The 16,583-nt window shown below is 68.6% G+C and carries 16 protein-coding genes and 1 riboswitch; of the genes, 10 read left to right on the top strand and 6 right to left on the bottom strand.

Going from position 1 to position 16,583, the window contains the following annotated elements:
* Positions 1 to 86 precede the first annotated feature (86 nt).
* Entirely contained in the window at positions 87 to 647 is a 561-nt protein-coding gene (locus N2M23_RS16910; RefSeq protein ID WP_265447114.1) for a TetR/AcrR family transcriptional regulator, read from the bottom strand.
* Between the two features lie 99 nt (positions 648 to 746).
* Here N2M23_RS16910 and N2M23_RS16905 point away from each other — a divergent pair, with 99 nt between their 5' ends.
* The gene (locus N2M23_RS16905; RefSeq protein WP_265447113.1) at positions 747 to 2,057 is read left to right on the top strand and encodes an MFS transporter; all 1,311 of its coding nucleotides are present in this window, start codon (positions 747 to 749) and stop codon (positions 2,055 to 2,057) included.
* A gap of 926 nt (positions 2,058 to 2,983) precedes the next feature.
* Here N2M23_RS16905 and N2M23_RS16900 read toward each other — a convergent pair.
* From N2M23_RS16900 to N2M23_RS16880, 5 genes are all read right to left on the bottom strand, one after another.
* Positions 2,984 to 3,514, bottom strand: a complete 531-nt coding sequence (locus N2M23_RS16900) for a glyoxalase superfamily protein (protein ID WP_265447112.1) — start codon at positions 3,512 to 3,514, stop codon at positions 2,984 to 2,986.
* 539 nt (positions 3,515 to 4,053) lie between these two features.
* Positions 4,054 to 4,659 carry a nucleotidyltransferase family protein gene (locus tag N2M23_RS16895; protein WP_265447111.1) on the bottom strand — a complete coding sequence of 202 codons (606 nt, stop codon included), beginning with the start codon at positions 4,657 to 4,659 and terminating at the stop codon, positions 4,054 to 4,056.
* Entirely contained in the window at positions 4,656 to 5,753 is a 1,098-nt protein-coding gene (locus N2M23_RS16890; protein ID WP_265447109.1) for an XdhC family protein, read from the bottom strand. Before N2M23_RS16890 ends, N2M23_RS16895 begins: the two co-directional genes overlap by 4 nt.
* A 6-nt stretch (positions 5,754 to 5,759) precedes the next feature.
* Entirely contained in the window at positions 5,760 to 6,236 is a 477-nt protein-coding gene (locus N2M23_RS16885) for a (2Fe-2S)-binding protein (protein WP_265447108.1), read from the bottom strand.
* 14 nt (positions 6,237 to 6,250) lie between these two features.
* The gene (locus tag N2M23_RS16880; protein ID WP_265447107.1) at positions 6,251 to 8,614 is read right to left on the bottom strand and encodes a molybdopterin cofactor-binding domain-containing protein; all 2,364 of its coding nucleotides are present in this window, start codon (positions 8,612 to 8,614) and stop codon (positions 6,251 to 6,253) included.
* 86 nt (positions 8,615 to 8,700) lie between these two features.
* On the opposite strand from N2M23_RS16880, the gene N2M23_RS16875 reads away from it, so the two are divergent.
* The 9 genes from N2M23_RS16875 (at position 8,701) to thiM (ending at position 16,581) form a co-directional block, all read left to right on the top strand.
* On the top strand, positions 8,701 to 9,579 hold the full coding sequence (locus tag N2M23_RS16875) for a Nif3-like dinuclear metal center hexameric protein (RefSeq protein ID WP_265447106.1): 879 nt from the start codon (positions 8,701 to 8,703) through the stop codon (positions 9,577 to 9,579).
* Complete coding sequence (locus N2M23_RS16870; protein WP_265447104.1) at positions 9,576 to 10,316, top strand: zinc ribbon domain-containing protein; 741 nt, start codon at positions 9,576 to 9,578, stop codon at positions 10,314 to 10,316. Before N2M23_RS16875 ends, N2M23_RS16870 begins: the two co-directional genes overlap by 4 nt.
* 3 nt (positions 10,317 to 10,319) lie before the next feature.
* Positions 10,320 to 11,450 (top strand): bifunctional RNase H/acid phosphatase, encoded by a 1,131-nt coding sequence (locus tag N2M23_RS16865; protein WP_265447103.1) that lies wholly within the window; start codon positions 10,320 to 10,322, stop codon positions 11,448 to 11,450.
* A gap of 25 nt (positions 11,451 to 11,475) precedes the next feature.
* Positions 11,476 to 11,883 carry a rhodanese-like domain-containing protein gene (locus tag N2M23_RS16860; RefSeq protein ID WP_265447102.1) on the top strand — a complete coding sequence of 136 codons (408 nt, stop codon included), beginning with the start codon at positions 11,476 to 11,478 and terminating at the stop codon, positions 11,881 to 11,883.
* The gene (locus N2M23_RS16855; RefSeq protein ID WP_265447769.1) at positions 11,880 to 13,070 is read left to right on the top strand and encodes an O-succinylhomoserine sulfhydrylase; all 1,191 of its coding nucleotides are present in this window, start codon (positions 11,880 to 11,882) and stop codon (positions 13,068 to 13,070) included. Before N2M23_RS16860 ends, N2M23_RS16855 begins: the two co-directional genes overlap by 4 nt.
* Positions 13,071 to 13,133: 63 nt before the next feature.
* Complete coding sequence (locus N2M23_RS16850; protein WP_265447101.1) at positions 13,134 to 14,288, top strand: sensor histidine kinase; 1,155 nt, start codon at positions 13,134 to 13,136, stop codon at positions 14,286 to 14,288.
* The gene (locus N2M23_RS16845) at positions 14,285 to 14,986 is read left to right on the top strand and encodes a response regulator transcription factor (protein ID WP_265447100.1); all 702 of its coding nucleotides are present in this window, start codon (positions 14,285 to 14,287) and stop codon (positions 14,984 to 14,986) included. The genes N2M23_RS16850 and N2M23_RS16845 overlap by 4 nt, the downstream gene beginning before the upstream one ends.
* Before the next feature lie 26 nt (positions 14,987 to 15,012).
* Positions 15,013 to 15,124, top strand: a riboswitch (TPP riboswitch).
* A complete protein-coding gene (tenA, locus tag N2M23_RS16840) occupies positions 15,119 to 15,796 on the top strand; it encodes a thiaminase II (RefSeq protein ID WP_265447098.1) in 678 nt (225 codons plus the stop codon). It overlaps the preceding riboswitch by 6 nt.
* On the top strand, positions 15,793 to 16,581 hold the full coding sequence (gene thiM / locus N2M23_RS16835; RefSeq protein WP_265447096.1) for a hydroxyethylthiazole kinase: 789 nt from the start codon (positions 15,793 to 15,795) through the stop codon (positions 16,579 to 16,581). Before tenA ends, thiM begins: the two co-directional genes overlap by 4 nt.
* Positions 16,582 to 16,583: the final 2 nt, after the last annotated feature.

The following is a 16,583-nucleotide window of genomic DNA, read 5'->3' as shown; positions in this document are numbered from 1 at the left end:
TAGGTCTTCAGTCAGGGGTGCGGCCGGGATCTCCGAACGGAGCTTGCTCTGGATGGGGCAGATGGACAGTGCGGGATGGCTAACGGTTATGGGGCGAGCCGGTTCAGATATCCGGTGATGAGTGCGTTCGCCTGTTCTTCGGTGAGGGCGTCCGTCATGACCAGGCTTCCGAGTCCGTGCGCGAATGCCAGGAGCTCATAGGCGAGGTCGGAGTCACCCCGTCCGGTAACGGCGTACAGCTTGGGCGCGACCACGGAGGCAAGGCCGTTCAGATGCTCGGAGTAGATGGCGCGGATGCCGGACTCGTCGCCGATGGCGAGCTGTTCTAGCGAGACACCGAAGCGGTGAAAAGCTCGACGTTCTTCATTGATCGGTAGCGACGAGATCAGGAACGAGCGAAGTGCGTGGCACGGGTCGTCATCCGAGACTGCGAGCGAGGCTTGCCAGTGTTGCACGGCGCGCTCGGACAGGCGGTGCAGTGCTGTGGTGAGCAGTTCCTGCTTGGTCTTGCCGTAGTACTGCACCAGCCGCAGCGATACCCCGGCCTCGGCTGCGACGGCTCGCATCGAGACGGCTTGGATGCCCTCGCGCGAGACGATCCGCTCGACCGCGCCGACGATCTGGTCGATTCTGGCTGCCTCGTCCACTGCCCCTCCCTTCGCACCGCGCGTGATACATTCGTATCATAATACGACCGTATCAAAAGGGAGGGTAGTGTGCGTATGGCAGTGCTGTGGGTGGCCTGCGTGACGCAGGTGCTGGTGGTGCTCGATGCCTCGGTGATGAACGTCGCGTTGCCTTCCGCGCGTGCTCAGCTGGGCCTGAGTGAGGTCGGCACGTCGTGGGTCGCCCTTGCCTATACGGTCGGCTTCGCCGGTGCCCTGCTCGCCGGGGCGAGACTGGCCGATGCATTCGGTGCTGAGCGTGTGCTGGCGTGGAGCGTGGTTGTGTTTACGATGGCAAGCGTCGGCGGCGGGCTCGCACCCGATGGGTCGGTGCTGATCGCCGCGCGAGCGGTTCAGGGAGTCTGCGCGGCCGCGGCATCTCCGGCGACGTTTACCTTGCTCACGGTGACATTCCCCGAAGGACCGAGTCGTATTCGGGCCGTGGCGATATGGACAGGCGCGAGCTTGGCCGGTGGCGGTGCGGGCAACGTGCTCAGCGGACTGCTGACTGAATATGTCTCCTGGCGGGCAGTGCTACTCATCAATCTTCCCATCGGAATCGCTATCGCTGTCGGCGCGTTCGCGCTGAACAGGAAGCGCGGCACCACGCCTCGTGGTTGCGTCGACCTGCTGGGTGCGGTACTGGTCACCGGAGTCTTCACCGCCGCTGCCGTGGCGGTGTCCAGTCTGGAACCGGGTGGTGACCCCCGAACTGCAGTGATAGCGGGAACGGTCGCGCTCGTGCTCCTGCTCGCGCTGCTCGGCCAACAGCGCAGCGCGAGGGTTCCTCTGGTGCCGTGGCGGTTGTGGCGCAATCGCGCGGTCGTCGCAGGCAACGGAGCGACGCTGCTGGCCGGAGCCTGCTTCCAAGTCGCGATCTGGTACTTCCTCACATTCACTTTGCAACGCGATCACTCTTATTCGGCGGCCGTGACGGGGATAGCGTTTCTCCCACTCACTGTCACCATGCTTGCGGTCAGCGCCTGGGGTGCACCCCGTCTACTGCGCCGATTCTCCGTGCGGGCTGTCGCCGCCAGCGGTGCGTTGGTCGCGGCGGCGGGATTCGCCGCCCAAGCCGCCGCGCTCGGTTCCGGCGACCTCGCGGTACTCCTTGCTCCGTCACTGCTCATCGGAATCGGGGGCGGTCTGCTCAATACCCCCTTGGCTACGGCGGTCACCAGTGGCGTCGAGCGCGCCGACGCCGGGGCCGCTTCCGGCCTCATGAACACCAGCAAGCAGTTCGGTGGAGCCATCGGCCTCGCCGCACTCACCGTCTTGCCCGCTGCCGGTGGCTATCACGCAGCATTCATCGCGATGAGTGTCCTCATCACCGCAGCAGGATCCGCCAGCCTGCTCATCTCCGGCCGAACACGCGGCCCGGCATCGCGGTAGTGGGCGCTATCGGCGTCGGAAGCGGAAAACCGTGCCCGGGTTTCGGGCTCTCATAGCGCGGACACGGATGTTTCGGCGCCCGGTGGAGCCAGCGGCGTATGACGGTGAGAAGATCGTCGTCCGCGATGGTTCCACGATTCTTTCGGGCGACCTCGGGCAGCCCCTACTCGTGGTGCCACCGTCGCGAGCATCGACCCGAGTGTCGGGATGCTCGCGTTGGCAAGGCAACGCCTCGGTGACGGTGTCGAGTGATACCTGGCCGAGCTGAACGATCCGCTGCCGTTCGAAGACGGTTCGTTCGACGACGTATCGCATCTCTGGTGCTGTGCACTATTTGGAGGACTGGACACCGCCTCTGATCGAGATGCGCCGCATCCTGGTGTCCGGAGGCGGTCTGTTCGTCTCTGTCGATCATCCCATCGTGGCCTACACGATTCAGGAGCCTCGGCCAGACTACTTCGCGAACACCAGTTACGAGTTCGAGTGAGAGTTCGGCGGTCAGCGGGTTCCGATGCGATTCTGGCGCAAGTCGCTACAGCAGATGCTCGATGCCTTCTCAGCTGCTGGGTTCCGCGTTGCGACTATTACCGAGCCGCAACCGCAACCGGAAGCCCACGAGTTGCACCCTGAGGGTTTCGCTCATTTCTCGACCTCTCCTGGTTGCCTCTTCTTCGCACTCGAATCGATATCACCAGCCCCGGCTTGAACTTCCAGACAATTCCCAAGTCGGCGACACGATAGGCTAAATCCGCACAAAGCTGCGGGTCAGGTCTGAGTTACTTTTGCTCCGGTCGAGCGCACCACAACGAATCGGCTGGCGACGGATGACCGCAAGGTAACTCATATGGAGACGGACCAGGATGGGCCGCACCGAGGCTTGTAGGACCGAGACGTGGCTGAATTCGTGCATCTACCTCTGACCAGCGCTAGCTGACTGGTTCGCAGAAGCGCAGCACGTTCCCCCACGGGTCGGTGACTTCCATTGTGGGTCCGCCCGGCGCGGTGCGATCGATGCCCGGCCGGAGGCGCGGGTGCGGTCGCGCCGACACCTCGGCATGGAACGCGCGAATGTTCTGAACGGGCACCCAGACGACAGTGCCTGGGGTGCCGTCGCCGTGGTGTTCGGAGAGGTCGAGCACCGTGTCGCCGCGTCGGATGCGCGTGTAGAGCGGCCAGCCCGTCTCGTAGCGGTGCTCCCACTCTGTGTCGAAGCCGAGGTAGTCGAGGTAGAAGTCTCGAGCAAGCTGCTCGTCTTGGATGCGGAGCACCGGCACCGCTGGCCCCGATCCTGATCGCTCAGTGTTCAGTGCTGCGGCAGCGGTGTTCCAGTCTCCGAAGCCGAGTTGCTGCGCGACAAGTTCGAGAGCCTGGCTGTGGCCGATTGTGATGCCGGTAGCCGAGAGGCTGCGCCGGAGGGAGCGAGCTGCGCTTTTAGCGTCTGCGGTGGTGAGGTTCATGGGTTCGTCGTTTCCCGATGCCGTGAGTGTTCGGTGCCCGCGTTGCCGTCCGTAGCACCGTGAGGATCACGAGAACTGCTGAACAGAGTGATTTCGATGTGTTCACCAAACCGATTACCTCGGCGCGAGCGGCAGGCCCATCGTGTGCCTGCCGCTAGTCTAGCCAAAGGTCCGACGATCAGCCAGGTGACGAATGGCGTGGGAACGCCGAATCGACACAAGCTGCCCCATCACCGCGAGGCGGCGTTCCGGGATCGCGCGGAGTGAGTCTTCGCCCACACCGTGCCCCGGTGAACACCGAATTGCTTTGCCAGCGCGTTCACGCTCACGCCCTGCGCGCGGGCTGTTCGCATAGCGTCCACTTCCTCGTCGGTGAGACGTGTTCGAGGTCGTTTCTTTGGTTCCGTAGACGTGCCGATCAACGGGTCATCGGCCCAGTCGTCGGCCTCGGCATCCTCGCGGATGCCTTGATTCCATGCGGAAACCAGCCGCTCGACCCGTGGTCGCCTGTTCCCGCATCGTTCCATTGCGTCCACCCTTCACCCTCGTGGCAGCCGGTGTCCGGTCGGCAACCGCGCCACCGTGTCGGCGTCCCGGCCGGTCGCCAGGTCGCCGCACTCCACCGCGCGCGCCCCGTGCTCCCGCAGATAACCACCCGCCCCGTCGGTGCTGTCCGAGGCCAGCAGCCGCGCGAAGTGGTCCGCGCCGAGCAGCACCGGGTGGCCGGGGCTGCCGCCATACGTCGCCCGGGAGAGGGTGTCGCGGCGCGCGCCGAGTGCGACCCGGCGCAGGACGTCCGCACCGACGTCGGGCAGGTCGACCAGGCAGACCAGCGCCGCGGTCACGCCCGGCCGCTCGTGCAGCACCGAGAGACCCGCCCGCAGCGAACCGCCCATCCCGGCCGCCCACTGCTCATTCCGTATGACGCAGGCCCCGGCCTGCTTGAGCACGGCCTCATCGAGCAGAGCCTCGACCTGGTCGCCGGCGGCACCGCTCACCACCACCACGGAGCGGCACCCCGCATCGGCGGCGACCTGCACGGCACGTTCCACCCAGGAGCGACCGTCGGCGTCCCGGATCAGCGCCTTGGGGGCACCCATGCGCCGCCCGGCGCCCGCGGCGAGGATGAGCGCCGCGACCGTCATCCGGTGGCGCTTGCCCGGTGGATGGGGCCCGGTAGCTGCGACAGCCGAGCGCCGCTCGCCCCGGTGCGCAGCGCGATCATCTCGGCCGTCACGCTGACCGCGAGCTCGGCAGGTGTGACTCCGCCGAGGTCGAGCCCGATCGGGCTGCACATCCGGTCGAGCTGCTCGGGCGGCACACCGGCGTCGCGCAGCCGCTCCAGGCGGTCCTCATGGGTGCGGCGGGAGCCGAGCACGCCGATGTAACCGACCTCGGGCAGGCCGAGCGCGACGCGCAGCACGGGCACGTCGAACTTCGGGTCGTGCGTCAGCACCGCGACCGCGGTGCGGCCGTCCACCCGGCCCGCGGCGGCCTCGGCGGCCAGGTAGGTGTGCGGCCACTGCACGATGACGTCGCCGGCATCGGGCAGCCGGGCGGCGTCGGCGAAGACCGGGCGGGCGTCGCAGATGGTCACCGCATAACCGAGCAGCGCACTCTGGCGCGAGAGCGCGATCGCGTAGTCGCCGGAGCCGAAGATGATCATCCGGGGCGGCGGGGCCACCGACTGGACGAAGACCGTGCGGCAGCCGCCGCTGTCCGGCAGGCGCATCGTGCCGCTCGTCCCGCTCGCGAGCAGCGCACGCGCCGATCGGGTGACTCGGTCGTCGCAGACCTCGGGTGCGGGCCCGACCAGCACGGTGTCCCCGATGCGGGTCCGGTCCGGTGCGGCGACCACCGTGGCCACCGCGAACGCGCGACCGTCGGCGACCGCCTCCGCGGCTGCTGTGAGCCACGGCAGGTCGCGTGATCCGAGACGCCGCACGAACACCTCGACGCTGCCGCCGCAACTGAGACCGACGCCGAACGGGTCGTCGCTCACGCCATACCGTTTTGTCGTGGGTATGCCGGAAGTCCTTGTCTCGCAGGCAGTTTCGTAAACGTCGGCGTCGAGGCAGCCGTTCGAGATCGACCCGGTCACCGACCCGTCCGGCAGCACGACCATCGAGGTGCCTGCCGGACGAGGCGCCGAGCGAGAGGTCGAGACCACGGTCGCCAGGACCGGGCCGGAGCGTTCGGACCGGCAGTGCTCCAGCAGGACCGGGAGGAGCTCACGCACGCGACGTCACATCTTCGCCGCGCCGGATTTGATCGCCTGCCGGATCCGGAAGTAGGTGCCGCATCGGCAGACGTTGCGGATCTCGTCCAGGTCGGCGTCGGAGATCGTCCGGCCCTGCGCCTTGGCCTGGTTGACCTTGGCGACCGCGGCCATGATCTGCCCGGGCTGGCAGTAGCCGCACTGGGCGACGTCCTGCTCCAGCCAGGCCTCCTGCATCGGGTGCAGCTCGCCGGACGCGGTGTCCGCCAGTCCCTCGATGGTGGTGATCCGGTCGGTCGGCTTGATGTCGGCGATCCGCACCGAGCAGGGGTTGAACGCCTTGCCGTTGATGTGCGACGTGCAGGCCTTGCAGACGTTGATGCCGCAGCCGTACTTCGGTCCGGTGACCTTGAGTACGTCGCGCAGCACCCACAGCACGCGAACGTCGTCCTCGACGTCGACGGTGACCTGTTTGCCATTGAGCACGAAAGAGCGCTTGGTCATGGGGTACTCGCCTCTCAGAAGGTGTAGGACAGGCCGTCGGTCGGCGACTCCGGCACCGGCGGCACGAACGACTTCACCTCGAAGGACGAGGTGTCGTGGTTGATCGGGAAGCGGGTCGGGACCTTGCCGGTGGCGCGCGCGTAGGCGCACGCGACGGCCGCGACCGACGCGGGCACGCCCGCCTCGCCGGCACCGCCTGGTTCGCTGGAGGTGGACGGCATCACGACGCACTCGAACTCCGGCGGCGTGTTCCACTGCCGGGTGTAGAAGTAGTTGTCCCAGCTCGCCTCGAGGAAGTGGCCGTCCTTCAGGTGCAGACTATTGGTGAGTGCCAGCCCGATGCCGTCCGAGACGCCGCCGAGCATTTGCGCCTTGAGGCCCTCCGGGTTGACCACCAGCCCGGCGTCGACCGCCATCACGACCTTGGTCACCCGCGGCCCGGTCACCGCGTCGCGGATCGTGCGGTTCACGGTCGCGGGTCGGCAGTCGATCTCGACCAGGCAGGCGGTGGCGCCCTTGTACTCACGGTGCACCGCGATGCCCTGGGCGGTCCCGGGTGCCATCGGCCGGCCCCAGTTGCCGACCTGCGCGACCTTCTGCAGCACCGCCTTGACATTGGCCTGTTTGAGGTTTGCCAGGCGGAACGCGAGCGGGTCCTTGCCGGCCTTCTTGGCGAGCAGGTCGATGAACAGTTCGTTGGCGCAGGCGACGTCGGGGGAGTAGATCGCCCGCATGCTGCCGGTGTTGAAGCGGGTGTCGGTCTCGTTCAGCAGCTGGGTGACCACGCCGAAGTTGTAGGGCAGCTCCTGGGTGAGCAGAAAGATGCTCTGCGACAGCCCGACGCCGACCAGCCCCGGCGGGAGCTTCGCGGCAGTCGCGACCAGCATCTCGCCGAGGCCGTGGCTGAAGTCGGTCGCAACGCTGGTGTGCCGCTGCTCGAAGGTGAGCACCTCGCCGGCCAGCATGGTCGCGCGCAGCCGGGAGGTCGCCATCGGGTGCACCCGGCCCTGGCGCGGTTCGTCCGCCCGGTGCCAGAGCAACTTCACCGGTTTGCGCATCGCCTTGGAGATCTTGGCGGCCTCGATGGCCGCGTCGCCGAACAGCTTGTGTCCGAAGGATCCGCCACCGGTGACGACGTTGACCTTCACCTTGCTGACCGGCAGTCCGACCGCCTTGGCGATGTTGCCCTGCGCCACGATCGGCGCCTTGAGTCCGGCCCAGACGGTCGCCGAGTCGTCCCGCACGTCCGCGATGGCACAGTTGGGCTCAAGGGCCGCGCTGCTGCGGAACATGAACTCGAACTTCGCGTCGAGCTGGACGGCGAGCAGTGGGAGCTTCGGCACTGCCAACGGCACCTCGGCCCGGCGGATCTCGGCGAGGATCGAGTCGTCGCTCTCGCTCGCTGTCGGGCCGCCCGCCCAGTCGGCCTGGACTGCACGGACGGCGTCGATGCACTGCCCGAACGTCTTGGCGCGTATGGCGATGCCGGTGTCGACCTGGGCGACGTCGGTGACGCCGGGCATCCGCAGCACCTGCTCGCGGTTGCGCAGCGCGACCGGTTTGCCGTTGAGAGTGGGCGGCCGGCACACCATCGTCGGCAGTGCGTCCGGGACATCCAGGTCGGTGACGAACTTCTTCGCACCGGTGACGATGTCGCGGGCGTCCACCCGCTTTGTGGGTGTGCCGATCACCGTGAAGTCGGCCGATTGCTTCAACGTCACCGTGACCTTGAGGTCGACCAGGCTGGCTGCCTTGATGCTGAGCTCGGCGTAGGTCAGCGACTTTCCGCCCGGGCCCAGCACCACGCCGGCCTTGGTGGTCAGCTGGGAGAGCGTGGCGCCGAGCTGAGTGGCCGCGGCCTGTAGCAGCCGGCCGCGGGCGGTCGCCGCCGCGACCCGGATCGGGGTGAAGGTCGAGTTGGTGGTGTTCGACCCGCCGGTCAGCTGGTTGAAGACCAGTTCGGGCCGGGCCGGCGCAAGACTGACCCGCACCTTGTCCACCGGCAGGTCGAGCTCCTCGGCGATGATCATCGCGGTCGAGGTGGTGATGCCCTGGCCGACCTCCATCCGGGGCAGCGCGAAGTTGGCGTAGCCCTGCTCGTCCATCGTGATCGTGATGAGGCCCGAGGTCGGCAGCGCCGATTGCGTCTCCAGGTCCTCCAGGTCGAACAGTTCCGGGATCTGCGGGACCGACGGTATGGCGGCGTCGGCCGTCTCGGGCTGGGCGAATTGCGCGGCGGTGACCAGCGTCGCGCCGCTCACGACATACCCGATGAACGCGCGTCGCGAGGGTCGGCGCCGCGACGCGGCGGCGCCGGGGACGGTCTCGGCGGGCGCCACGCCCGCCTGGGTGGGAGTGGGACCGAGGGGATCGTTCATTCGTCAACTATGACCTGGATCACACCGCCCTGGTGGTTTCGGAGACGTCGGTTTGGGCACGCGCCGGCCCGACTAAGGTTGTCCGAATGGCAGAGGTGCACGGGCAGGACAAGGCAGCGACCCTCGCCGAGGTGGTGCGGGTGCTGGACGGTTTCTACCCGCCGGACACTGCCGCCGGGTGGGATCGCGTCGGCCTCGTGAGCGGCGACCCTGCGCAGCCGGTGCGCCGGGTGCACTTCGCGGTCGACCCGACGCAGGCGGTCATCGAAGAGGCGCGCGATGCCGGCGCCGACCTGCTGGTGACCCACCATCCGCTGTTGCTGCGCGGCGTGCACTCGGTGGCGACCACCACCGCCAAGGGCGCGGCGCTCACCACCCTGGTAGTCGCCGACCTCGCGCTCTACTGCGCGCACACCAACGCCGATGTCGCGACACCCGGCGTCAACGACGCGCTCGCGGCGGCGTGCGGCCTGCCCGCCGACGTCGCCCCGCTGGACGAGGAGGACGGTCAGCCGATCGGCAAGGTCGGCGACTTGCCGGAGCCGACGACGCTGCGTGCCTTCGCGCGGCGCCTGGCATCCGCGCTGCCGGCTGCGCCGGTGGGGCTGCGGGTGAGCGGTGATCCGGACGCGAGCGTCCGGCGGGTCGCGGTGCAAGGCGGTGCCGGGGACACCCGGTTCGACGCCGTGCGGGCAAGCGGCGCCGACGTCTACGTGACCGCCGACCTGCGCCACCACCCGGCGCTCGAGGCCCGCGAAGATGCGCGCGGCGGCCCGCCATACCTGATCGACGCGGGCCACTGGGCGACCGAGGCACTGTGGCTCGACGGGAGCGCCGAGCGACTCGCGGCGACGATGGCGGAGAATGGGTATGACGTGCAGACCGCCGTATCCCGGCTGCGCACCGATCCCTGGGATTTCCTCGTCCCGACATCCGAACCATCGCAAGGAGCAACCGCCTCGTGAAGGCTGATCTCACCCGGCAGTGGAAGCTGCTGGACCTGCAGAAGCTCGACACCCGCCTCGACCAGCTCGCGCATCGCGAGCGCACCCTGCCGGTGCAGGCCGAACTCGACGCCGCGACGGCCCGCGCGCAAACCCTCGCCGAGGACGTGGTGCTCGCCCGGACCGCCGTGCAGGACAATCAGCGTGCGGTCAGCAAGGCCGACGCCGATGTGCAACTGGTGCGCGATCGTGCGGCACGGGACCGGCAGCGACTTGAGGGCGGTGCCGGCTCGGCCAAGGAGTTGCAGAGCCTGCAGCACGAGCTGGAAACCCTCGCCCGCCGGCAGGCCGAGCTTGAAGACGTCGAGCTCGAGGTGATGGAGCGGGCCGAGACGTTGCAGGGCGAGCTGACTGCCAAGGAGACCGCGCAGACCGACGCGCAGGACACCGTGGCCCGGCTCACCGAGCAGCGCGACAAGGACGTCGCCGACATCACCACCGAGCGTGAGCAGGTGCAGCGCGATCGTGCCAACGTGGCGCCGGGAGTCGGTCAGGAGTTGCTCGACCTCTACGAGAAGGTCCGCGAGCAGCAGGGCGGTGTCGGCGCGGCAGCGTTGCAGCAAAAGCGTTGCACCGGTTGCGGATTGGAGCTCGTGCAGGCGGAGTTGTCCCGCATCCGCAGCGCTCCGGAGGACGAAGTGCTGCGCTGTGAGGAGTGCCGTCGGATCCTGGTGCGCACCGCGGAATCCGGGCTCTGACCGATGGGGAAGGCACTGATCGTCGAGGCCGACGGGGGGTCTCGCGGCAATCCCGGTGTGGCCGGGTATGGCGCGCTCGTGCGCGACGGCAACACCGGTGAATTGCTGGCCGAGCGGGCCGCGCCGCTGGGCAAGGCGAGCAACAACGTGGCCGAGTACCAGGGCATGATCGCCGGCCTGCTCGCGGCGCAGGAGGTCGACGCGGGCGCCGAGATCCTCGTGCGCATGGACTCGCGGCTGGTCGTCGAGCAGATGGCCGGCCGGTGGAAGATCAAGCACGAGGACATGCGCCGGCTGGCCGGCGAGGCGCAGGACGTGGTGCGGCAGGTGCGCTCCTCCGGCGGGTCGGTGAGTTGGACCTGGATCCCGCGCGAACAGAACAAGGCCGCCGACAAGCTGTCCAACGACGGCATGGACGGTAAGAACATCTCCCGGGACCTGTGGCGCCAGCAGGAGACCGGCGTACCCGCGGGCGACGACGACGCCTCGACCCAGCCGCCGCCGGTGCCGCACCGTGAGGTGACCACGCGGCTGATCCTGGTCCGGCACGGCGTCACCGACTTCACCGTCGCCGGCCGTCTCGACGGGCGAGGTGGGGCCGACCCGTCGCTCAACGCCGAAGGTCGCGGTCAAGCCGAGCGGGCGGCCGGCGCGGTCGCGCAATTGGTCTCCGGGCCGGTCGCGGTGGTCACCTCGTCGTTGGCGCGGGCGCGGGAGACCGGTGCGGCGGTTGCCTCCGTGCTCGGGGTCGAGCCGACCGTCGACGCCGACTGGGACGAGCAGAATTTCGGCATCTGGGACGGGCTGTCGTTCGCCGAGATCGGCGAGCGGTTCCCGGGTCAGGCGACGAGGTTGCGCCTCGAGGACGACTTCCGGGTCGAGGGCGGTGAGACCCATCACGACCTGGCGGCACGCGTCGGCGAGGCGCGGGCGCGAGCCGTCGCGCGCGGCGGCACCGTGGTCGTCGCCACCCACCGCAAGCCCATCATGGTGGTGTTGCAGTCGCTGCTCGGTCTTTCCACCGGGCACTCCTGGCTGCTTGCGACCGACCCGGCATCGCTGACCGCCATCGAGGTGCGTGACGACGGATCCGCCGTGGTCGGCTACACCAACGACACCCATCACCTGCGATAACCGGCGCTATGGGAAACTCCCGAGCATGAGTTATGCGGGAGACGTGACGCCGCAACAGGCGTATGACGCGCTGCGCGATGAACCCGACGCGGCGCTGGTCGATGTGCGCACCCAGGCCGAGTGGACCTATGTCGGGGTGCCGGACCTGACGCCGATCGGCAAGCGGGTCGTCTGCGTGGAGTGGCAGGACTTCCCGGCGGGCGCGCAGAATCCGCGGTTCGTCGACGACGTGCGCGACGCCGTCGGCGGTGACGGGCCGGTCTACCTGCTGTGCCGGTCGGGCGCACGGTCGGTCGCCGCTGCCGAGGCGCTGACTGCTGCGGGGGTGGGCTCGGCATACAACGTGCTGGACGGGTTCGAGGGCAACCTGGACGAACAGGGGCACCGGGCCCTCGCCGGGTGGAAGGTCGCAGGTCTGCCGTGGCGGCAGTGAGCTTCGAGGACGACTGGCAGCCGGACACCTTGGCGGTCCGCGCCGGTCTGGACCGCAGTGGTTTCGAGGAGACCGCCGAGGCGCTCTATCTGACGTCGGGCTTTGTCTACGAGACCGCCGAAGAGGCCGAGGCGTCGTTCACCGGGGAGATCGACCGGTTCGTCTACAGCCGCTACGGCAACCCGACGGTCGCGGTTTTCGAAGAGCGGCTGCGTGCGTTGGAGGGCGCGGAGGCCTGCTACGCAACGGGGTCCGGGATGGGCGCGGTCTTCACCGCGCTCGCCGCACTGCTCGGCGCGGGTGACCGGGTAGTCGCCTCCCGCGGCCTGTTCGGCTCGTGCTTCGTGATCCTCGACGAAATCCTGCCGCGGTGGGGCGTCGAGACGGTTTTCGTCGACGGCGGCGACAACGAGCAATGGCGGGCGGCGCTCGCCGAGCCGACCACGGCAGTCTTCTTCGAGACTCCCAGCAACCCGATGCAGGAACTGGTCGATATCGAATTCGTCTGCGAGCAGGCGCATTCGGCCGGAGCCCAAGTGGTGGTCGACAACGTGTTCGGCACGCCGGTCTTCTCGCGGCCACTGGAGCACGGGGCCGACATCGTCGTCTACTCGGCGACCAAACACATCGACGGTCAGGGGCGGGTGCTCGGCGGCGCGATCCTCGGTCCGACCGACTACATCGACGGACCGGTGAAGAACCTCATCCGGCACACCGGGCCGTCGATGTCGCCGTTCAACGCGTGGGTGCTGGTGAAGGGCCTGGAGACGTTGCGCCTCCGGGTCGAGCACCAGGCGCGCTCGGCACAGGAGCTGGCGCAGGCCCTGCAGGCGCACGATGCGGTGCGCACTGTGTGGTATCCGTTCCTGCCGTCGCACCCGCAGCACGAGCTCGCCAAGCGGCAGATGCTCGGTGGCGGCACGGTCGTCACCTTCGAGCTCGCCGGAGGCAAGCCCGAGGCGTTCGCGATGATGAACGCGCTTGAGATCATTGATATCTCGAACAATCTTGGCGACTCGAAGTCGCTGATCACCCACCCGGCGACCACCACCCACCGGCGAATGGGCGAGGAGGCCCGCGCGCGGGTCGGCATCACCGACGGCGTGCTGCGGATCTCGGTCGGTCTGGAGGACTCGGCCGATCTGGTGCGTGACGTGAAGCGCGCTCTGGACTCCGCTACGACCTGAGGCGGACGGGGGCGCCACGTGGGTATGACGACAGCCGGCGCCCCTGCACGTAGCGTGTCGCGTATGCCCACCCGCTACGACTTCGCGCTGGTCGCTGCGCTGATCGTGGTGACCGTGCTGCCGTATGCCGGGCACACCAATCCGGTCTGGGTGCTCGGTTGTGGAGCCGGTCAGATCGTGCCGTTGCTGTGGCGGCGCATCGCGCCGGTGCCGGTCTTCGCCGTGGTCGCGCTCGCGTCCGCCGCGAGCGTGCCGGTGCTGAACATCGTGACGGTGTCCGATGTCGGCATCTTCGTCGCGCTCTTCGCGGTGGTCTCCCGGCGAGGCTGGCGTCCCTGGGGGCTCGCCGCGACCGCCGTCAGCGTCGTCGGCGCCGCTATCGCCGCGGTGCGCTGGAGCGGTGACCTCGGTGGGAACCGGCCTGCCCAGATCGGCTTCCTCTTCCTGATCAACCTGCTCGTGGTTGTCGCGACCCTCGGCATCGCCGAGGCCAGTCGCCGGCGCGCGCAACTGATCGAACAATTGCATGCGCGTGCCCTTGACGCCGAGCACGAACGCGACCAGCAGGCGGTGATCGTCGCGCAGTCCGAACGCGCCCGCATCGCACGGGAGATGCACGACGTGGTCGCGCACGCCCTTGCCGTCATCGTGGTGCAGGCTGACGGTGCCGGGCACGCGATATCGCGGCGCGCCGACCCGGATCTGACTGCGGCACAGGCACTTTCCACGATCGGTGACACGGCCCGAACAGCGCTCGCCGAGACCCGTGCACTGGTCGGGGTGCTGCGCGACGGTGGCCGGGAGGACCCCGCCGAGCGGGCCCCGACTCACGACCTGGCAGCACTCACCGCACTGGTCGAGGGCGTTCGCTCCACCGGCCGCAGTGTGTCGTTCGACGAAGGCGCTGTGCGCCTGGAGCAGGTGCCGCCCGGCGTGAGCCGAGCGGCATACCGGGTCGTGCAGGAGGCGACGACCAACGTGTTGAAGCATGCGGGGTCACAGGCTTGCATCTGGATCCGGCTGCGCCGTCGGGACGACCATCTGCTGCTCGAGGTGGAGGACGACGGTGTCGGTGCTGCGAGCACCGCGACCGGTGGTCACGGGCTGCTCGGCATGCGCGAACGCGTGCACGCCTTCGGCGGAGAGTTGTGGACCTCGCCCCGACCCGGTGGCGGTTTCCGGGTCGCGGCCGAATTTCCCTGGGAGAGTGACACATGACCGACGGACAGAGCCCGCTGCGACTGATGCTGGTGGATGACCAGCAGCTGGTCCGGGTCGGCTTCCGGATGATGCTGGAGGCCGAGGACGACCTGGAAGTGACCGCCGAGGCGGCCGACGGTCGCGAGGCGGTCGACCGGATCCTGCGCGGACCCGCCGTCGACGTCGTACTCATGGACATCCGTATGCCGGTGCTGGACGGGGTTGCCGCCACTGCGGAGATCGTGCGGTCGCTCGGTGCTGCGGCGCCGAAGGTGTTGGTGCTGACCACCTTCGACCTTGACGAGTACGTCTACTCGGCGCTGCGGGCAGGTGCCTCGGGCTTCTTCCTCAAGGACGCCGGGCCGACCGAACTCATCGCCGCGATCCGCGCCGTCCACGCCGGTGACGCGGTCGTCGCGCCCTCGGCCACCAAGCGCCTGCTGGAGCGAGTCGTACCGGTCCTACCCGACGAATCCTCCCGGGACACAAGAAGACTCGACGAACTGACCGATCGGGAGCGTGAGGTCATGATCGCCGTCGCGCGCGGCATGAGCAACGGTGAGATCGCCGGCTCGCTCTTCCTGGCCGAGGCCACGGTGAAGACCCACATCGGCCGGATTCTGGCCAAGCTGCAGCTGCGCGACCGGGTGCAGATCGTCGTGCTCGCCTACGAGACCGGACTGGTCCGGGCCGGCGAGGTGACCCCCGACCCCTGATGGCCGGCCACGGGTTATCGTTGTCGGACTGAACCCGCGGGAGCCCGGAACGGACTGGGCTGAGAGGGCGACTGCCGTCGCCGACCGCTTGCACCTGATCCGGGTAAAGCCGGCGTAGGAAGGGATGGCCCGATGACACTTCGCTGCGACTATTCGTGGTGGCCGACGCTCGGCGCACCGATGCAGGACGGGCTCGGCCGGGTGCTGGATCACCCGTTCCTGGTCGGCCTAGCGAACGGCGACTTACCGCGAGAAGCGTTCGGCTACTTCATCATTCAGGACACGCTCTACCTCGGTGACTACGCCCGTGCGCTGGCCCTGTTGGCGGCCAAGGCGCCCGCGCCAGATGCCGGCACGTTGGCCGCACATGCCGGTGAGGCGGTTGCGGCCGAGCTGGAGCTGCACCCCAAACTGCTCGTCGACGCCGGTGTCGACCCCGAGTTGTTACAGCAGACGCCGGCATCGCCCGCGACGACGGCATACACCAGTTATCTGCTCGCGGTGGCCGCCCAGCGACCGTTCCACGAGGGACTTGCTGCGGCGCTGCCGTGCTACTGGATCTACCAGCAAGTGGGCGCCGCGTTGCAGGCTCAAGGTTCGGTCGACCCGGTCTATCAGCAGTGGATCGACGCGTATGCCGCCGCGGACTTCGCCGACACCGTCGCGCAGGTGCTGGACATCGTCGACCGCACCGTCGCCACCCTGACCTCGGAGCAGATCACTGCGATGGCAGGACACATCGAGACCACCACGCGCTACGAGTGGATGTTCTGGGATGCCGCGGTGCGCGGGGAGAGGTGGCCGTGGTGAGCGACCAGGACCAGGTGGCGAGCCTGTTGGCCCGGCTGCGTCAGGAGACCCCATTGGTGCAGTGCATCACCAACTCGGTGGTGACCGGGTTCACCGCCAACGTGCTCTTGGCGTTGGGGGCCGCACCGGCGATGGTCGACAACCGCGAGGAGGCACCGGTCTTCGCCGGTGTCGCCGACGGCGTGTTGATCAACCTCGGCACGCTCGACGCGGAGGTCGCCGAGACGATGCAGCTCACGGCCGCGGCAGCAGGTGCTGCTGGCACGCCGTGGGTGTTGGACCCGGTGGCGGTGGGCGGTCTGCCGCTGCGGGACCGAGTGGGTGCAGCGTTGGTGCCGTTGCGGCCCAGCGTGATTCGTGGCAACGCATCGGAAGTGATCAGCCTGTCCGGTGCCGACGGCGGAGGCCGCGGGGTCGACAGCACGGCCTCGACCGAGGCGGCGTCGGACGCGGCCACCTCGTTGGCCCGGCGCACCGGCGGCGCGGTTGCGGTGAGCGGTCCGGTGGACCGCGTCGTCGACGGATCGGGCACGCGCACCGTTGCCAACGGCACACCGATGATGACCAAGGTGACCGGGGTCGGCTGCGCGCTGGGCGCGATGGTTGCGGCATTCGCGCCATACGCCGAAACGCCGGCGGAAGCCGCCTTCGCGGCCACCGCGGTGCTCACGATCGCGGCCGAGCTGGCGGACGAGAAGTCCGACGGCCCAGGCACATTCGCGGTCCAACTGCTCGACGCGCTGCACCGCGTCGGTCCCGCCGAACTGACCCGGCTGCGGAGGTGAGC

It is taken from the genome of Flexivirga meconopsidis (genome assembly GCF_026162425.1).
Lineage (GTDB): Bacteria > Actinomycetota > Actinomycetes > Actinomycetales > Dermatophilaceae > Flexivirga > Flexivirga meconopsidis.
This window is presented reverse-complemented; position numbering and strand designations above follow the sequence as displayed.

Excerpts from the sequence above, each read along its gene's own strand:
- N2M23_RS16875 (WP_265447106.1), top strand. The coding sequence starts at position 8,701 with ATGGCAGAGGTGCACGGGCAGGACAAGGCAGCGACCCTCGCCGAGGTG.
- N2M23_RS16900 (WP_265447112.1), bottom strand. The coding sequence starts at position 3,514 with ATGAACCTCACCACCGCAGACGCTAAAAGCGCAGCTCGCTCCCTCCGG.
- N2M23_RS16880 (WP_265447107.1), bottom strand. The coding sequence starts at position 8,614 with ATGAACGATCCCCTCGGTCCCACTCCCACCCAGGCGGGCGTGGCGCCC.
- N2M23_RS16865 (WP_265447103.1), top strand. The coding sequence starts at position 10,320 with ATGGGGAAGGCACTGATCGTCGAGGCCGACGGGGGGTCTCGCGGCAAT.
- N2M23_RS16885 (WP_265447108.1), bottom strand. The coding sequence starts at position 6,236 with ATGACCAAGCGCTCTTTCGTGCTCAATGGCAAACAGGTCACCGTCGAC.
- tenA (WP_265447098.1), top strand. The coding sequence starts at position 15,119 with ATGACACTTCGCTGCGACTATTCGTGGTGGCCGACGCTCGGCGCACCG.
- N2M23_RS16850 (WP_265447101.1), top strand. The coding sequence starts at position 13,134 with ATGCCCACCCGCTACGACTTCGCGCTGGTCGCTGCGCTGATCGTGGTG.
- N2M23_RS16860 (WP_265447102.1), top strand. The coding sequence starts at position 11,476 with ATGAGTTATGCGGGAGACGTGACGCCGCAACAGGCGTATGACGCGCTG.
- N2M23_RS16845 (WP_265447100.1), top strand. The coding sequence starts at position 14,285 with ATGACCGACGGACAGAGCCCGCTGCGACTGATGCTGGTGGATGACCAG.
- N2M23_RS16895 (WP_265447111.1), bottom strand. The coding sequence starts at position 4,659 with ATGACGGTCGCGGCGCTCATCCTCGCCGCGGGCGCCGGGCGGCGCATG.